Source organism: Actinokineospora sp. NPDC051303 (genome assembly GCF_055586285.1).
Map to the genome: position 1 here is coordinate 137694 of NZ_JBVJIN010000016.1, position 4880 is coordinate 142573.

At 68.2% G+C, this 4880-nt stretch carries 3 protein-coding genes; all 3 read left to right on the forward strand.

Annotation, left to right across the window (positions count from 1 at the left end; translation table 11 throughout):
* Positions 1 to 206: 206 nt before the first annotated feature.
* The 3 genes from ACZ6SD_RS15115 to ACZ6SD_RS15125 all read left to right on the forward strand — a co-directional run bounded on the left by ACZ6SD_RS15115 (position 207) and on the right by ACZ6SD_RS15125 (position 3926).
* Positions 207 to 533, forward strand: a complete 327-nt coding sequence (locus ACZ6SD_RS15115) for a pilus assembly protein TadE (RefSeq protein ID WP_465317535.1) — start codon at positions 207 to 209, stop codon at positions 531 to 533.
* An 83-nt stretch (positions 534 to 616) separates the two neighbouring features.
* Positions 617 to 1006, forward strand: coding sequence for a hypothetical protein (locus tag ACZ6SD_RS15120; RefSeq protein ID WP_465317536.1), 390 nt, complete (start codon positions 617 to 619; stop codon positions 1004 to 1006).
* A gap of 10 nt (positions 1007 to 1016) precedes the next feature.
* The gene (locus tag ACZ6SD_RS15125; protein WP_465317537.1) at positions 1017 to 3926 is read left to right on the forward strand and encodes a BTAD domain-containing putative transcriptional regulator; all 2910 of its coding nucleotides are present in this window, start codon (positions 1017 to 1019) and stop codon (positions 3924 to 3926) included.
* The last annotated feature ends 954 nt before the right edge of the window (positions 3927 to 4880 follow it).

The window sequence follows — 4880 nt, forward strand, 5'->3', positions numbered from 1 at the left end:
CGTCCCCCCCCCCCCCCCCCCCCCCCCCCCCCCCCCCCCCCCCCCCCCCCCCCCCCCCCCCCCCCCCCCCCCCCCCCCCCCCCCCCCCCCCCCGCCGGGGCGGGTGGTGGCGGGCCGACGAGGGCTCCGTCGCCGCCGAGATCACCATCGCAGCCCCGTTTTTGGTCATGTTGCTGGTGTTCGTGGGAGTGGTGATCCATCGGGGCGTGGACGCGCGTGTCCGGGTAGACGACGCCGCCCACCAGGCCGCCCGCGCCGCGAGCATCGAGCGCACCCCGGCCGCCGCGGGCGCCGCCGCGCGATCCGCCGCCGTGAGCGCGCTGGCGCGGGCGGGGGTGACGTGCGCGTCGGTGGGGGTGAGCGCCTCCACCGGTGGTCTGCGGCCCGGCGGCACGGTCAGCGTGACCGTGTCCTGCGAGGTCGATTTCGGCGACGCGCTCATCCTCGGGGTGCCCGGCGGCAAGACCCTGTCGGCCACCTCGATCGAACCCGTCGACCGCTGGCGCTCAGTGGGTGCCGGGAGCCCGGCATGACCCGGCCCGCCCGCCACCCCCAGGCAGACCCAGGGGCGAGCCTGAGTCGGTGGGCCCAGTGGTGGCGTGCCGACGAGGGCCAGGTGAGTGCGTTCGTCGTGGTGCTGACCACCGGCATCCTCGCCCTGGCCGGGCTCACCCTCGACGGTGGGCTCGCGTTGGCGGCGAAAGTCCGGGCTGCCGGTCAGGCCGAGGCCGCCGCCCGCGCCGGAGCCCAAGCCATCGACTTGACCGTCTACCGCGGCACCGGGGCGGTGCGTCTGGCGCCCGCGCAGGCGGTCGCCGATGCCCGAGCGCACCTGGCCGCCGTAGGTGCCACCGGAACGGTGACCGTCTCCGGCGACACCGTCACGGTCACCGTTGCCGTCACCCAACCGACCCAACTGCTCGGGCTGGTCGGCATCGGCTCGCTCCACGTCCACGGCCAGGGCACTGCCCGTCCGCAGCGCGGGGTGACCGCGGAAGGTTCGTAGGGAGGCTCACGTGTACGGCTTGCGCCCGACAGCAGCGCCACGTCCGCTCGGTGTTGGTGTGTTGCTGCGCGGGCTCGGACGGCTACTGCGGGCCGCTGTCGGAGTGGTTGTCCTGGTCGTGCTCGTCGTCGGTGTTCCTTGGGGGTTGGTGCGGTACATCGGCTGGCCGTTGCCCGACCACATCCCGGACTGGGCCGAACTGCGAGTCGTTCTGGTGAGCCCGATGACGACCGAGTTCCTGCTCTGCGCCTTGGCCTGCGTGCTGTGGCTGGTGTGGGCCCGGTTCACCTGGGACATCGCCCTGTGCGTGCTCGATGTGCTGGGATCGACGGCATGGCCGCGGCTGCATCCGGTCGGTCCGCTGCGCGCCGTCGCCGGAGTGCTCGTCGGAGCGATCGTGTTCTCCGTCCTCGGCAACCGCGCCTCGGCGGTACCGACCACTGCGTCGGCACCTGCGGATCAGCGAGGAACCCCGTTGATCGCCTCGGCACGGCTGGTGCCCGGTCCCGTTGTCGCCCCGGTGGGGTTCGCTCGACCCGATGTTCAGCGAGTGGCGTCGGATTCGGGATCGGTTGTCGTGTCGGGCACCGTGGCCGTGCGCCCGCCATTCGGCGGCGTGCATGACAGCCTGTGGCGAATCGCGGACCGCGAACTCGGCGACGGCGCCCGGTGGCCGGAGATCTGGCAGCTCAACCGCGGACAGCCGCAAGCCGACGGACGCGTTCTGACCAACCCGAACATCATTTACCCCGGGTGGACACTTCGACTACCGCCGCGCCCCGTGACCGACGAGCCACCTTCGACGGCGGAACCACGCCCGAACAGCGACGACTCGGACACGCCGCACAACGACCGACCGGTCGTTCCCGTCCCGCCCGGCCTTTCACCGCCCTCGACGAACACCCGAGCGCCCGCTCCGACACCGGCGGAGCCGGTGCGACCACAGGAACCCGACCCGGGCACCGCCATCACGGTCGACACCGGCGCCTACGTTGGTCTCGCACTGGCGGCGCTCATCACCGCGGCACTGGTCACCACGCGGTTGTGGCGCCGCCGGATCTATCGTCCAGGCTCTGGTGAACGCGACGAGCAGGCCACGGCACCTATCGTGCGGTCTCTGCGGATCGCTTTCGACCAGGCGACCTTGCCCCATGACGAGGACGGCGAGATCATCTACCCAGATCCGCCGGAGAACCCGGCCCGAGCCGACATCGCCTTGCGTGCCCGCGCGCTGGAAACCGCCGAAAAGGTCCTGTCCGCGGCGGACACGGTGATCGGTGTCCGTGACGGCCGCGCGGTGGCGCTGGACTTGGCAGGCACCCGCGGCTTCGGGCTGGTCGGTCCTGGCGCCGTCACCGCCGCCCGCGCGCTGGTGGTCGGTCTGGTGGCCGCGGCGCACCGTCGTCACGGGCGCGGGGTGGAGGTCGTCGTGCCCGCCCGCGACCTGCAGGTGCTCTTGGGGACCAGGACACTGAGCCACCGGCCGCGCCGACTGCGTGTCGTCGACGATCTCGACGCCGCGCTGGACCTCCTTGAAGCCGAGTTGCTCACCCGTACCCGTGAGACCACCGACTCGCCCCAAAACGGCGACTGCTCTGGCGGGCTTGTGCTGGTCGCGACACCAGCCACGCACGCCGCGCTGCGCCTGCAGGCGGTCCTCGACAACGGACGCGTGCTCGGCCTGGCGGGGGTTCTGATCGGCCAGTGGCAACCGGGCGGCACCGCGCTCGTCCGGGACGACGGCGTGGTCAGCGCCACCAGCCCCGACCTTCCCCAAGACTTTGTCGGCACACGACTGTTCAGCCTGCCCGCGGCCGACGCGAATGGGCTGCTGAGACTCTTGGCCGACGCCGACGATCCCACCGCAACCACATCACGCTCACACTGGTCCCCGCCCTCGATGCCGGATTGCCCAGGCCAGGAACACGTCCCGACCACCGTCGATGCCCTTGGGCACGAACTGGACAGCACTCGTCCGCAGGAGAACCAGGATCCGCCGGTCCCCGATGTGGTTCCGGTGCCCCGCGTCCACGTCGACATTCCACAGTCCGATACCGCGCCCGCCGCGTGTCCGCCCAGCGAGGAGGCTCAGCAGAGTCCACGACAGCACGGCACAGACGACCACGACAAGCCCCTGACCCTGAACGTCCTCGGACGAGCCCACCTGCACTACCACGGCGCCGACGGGCCGGTCGATCTCATCGACGTCCTCGCCCCAAAACAGCGCGAAGTCCTCGTCTATCTCGCTCTGCACCCCAACGGCGCACGTCGAGAAGCCCTCGCCGCCACGATCTGGCCGGACGCACCCACAGACCGGCCCTACAACAGCTTCCACGCCACCCTCTCTCAACTCCGACGCGCCCTGCGGAAAGCGACCGGCGACGCAATCCCCGACCTCGTCGTGACCATCGACGGGCACTACGGACTCGACAACGACCTGACCACGGTCGACCTGTGGCAACTCCAGGACGCCCTTCACCGCGGCAAACACGCGCCGAACCACCAGCAACGGCACCAGGCACTGCACACCGTCGCCGACCGGTACCCCGGCGACCTAGGCGACGGGCTCAGCGCTGGTTGGCTCGACGCCCCCAGGGAACACCTGCGCAGGGAAGTCCTCGATGCCCTCGGAACGCTCGTCAAAGCCCTCAAACAAAGCCGACCGGACGAGACACTGACCGTGCTCGAACGCATCAGACGCATGGACCCATACAACGAACTCGTCTACCACGACATCATCCGAACCCAAGCCAGCGCAGGTCAACACAACGCCATTCCCCGAACATTGGCACTGCTCACCGGCGCCCTCGCCGAAATCGACGAACATCCCTCACCTGACACCCTCGCCCTCATCGAACATCTGCGACAAGCACCCCGCCCCACACCCAGTGCCGGAACGCGCGCTGGCACAAACTTCTGACTACGTCACCCATCCTCACCGTCATCAAGAGGGCGGACGATTTCGACGTGCCCCCAGCCTTATCCACCATCTCCGGTCGGGGTGGTACTCTCTGTGTCGAGCGTATTCGATAAGTGGATCGCTTGTTCTTTCATGGAGTGAGGCCTCTCCCTGTCACGGTGATACGCTCTGACATTTTATGTCGAATGAATCAGACCGGTGGGCCATCTACTGCTGTCGCAAGCAAAATGGAAAGATTTTTCCAGTCCGATACTCATCCGCGGTGGCCTGTCGTCCTTCCTGTCCACCTACCTGTCCACCTGCCCGTCGACATGCTCGCTAGGCGGGTAGGGGGGTGAGGCCGGCCTTGTCGAAGGCCGGCGGTGCTATCAAGTCTTCCCGCGCACTCCCCGACTGGGTCGCCGACAGGAGGATGGAACAGAAGGGCTGCGCTGGTCGGACGCCGTCCTTCGGTGATGGATCCGTTCCCGGAATCTCCATCACATCTATTACCGCTTCCTCCTTCGCGGGACAGCGCAAGTCCGGTAAACCTGTCCGAAGTCCATGCGCACCCTTCTCCTCGCGGTCGCATTCAACAAAGTCCACGGCTTGTATTAATTGCTTCAATGTGACAATCGGGCGCATTCCGATGGCCGCCTGAAAGCGTTTCTCGGTTGATCTTTCGCGGTCTGATCTACGGAATGGAATGTCGAACACAAAAGGGTGAAGGCGGTGTTTTCATATAGACGAGCCCTGTGTGTGCGTCCTACTATTAGTGCAGCGGCAAAAGCGGGTCAGTGAAAAGCCGAGAGTGAAGACCGAGACACGAAGTCTCGCGAGCACCGGCCACACTGCGACCGGACAAGTCGCCAAAGTTCAAAGTCCCGTATAGCACGGGCGACCGCCAGGGCGGTGCGCGACAGCAGCGATGTGGATGCCGGAGTACCCGGTGAGGCAGTAGCGGCGTGCCTGGAT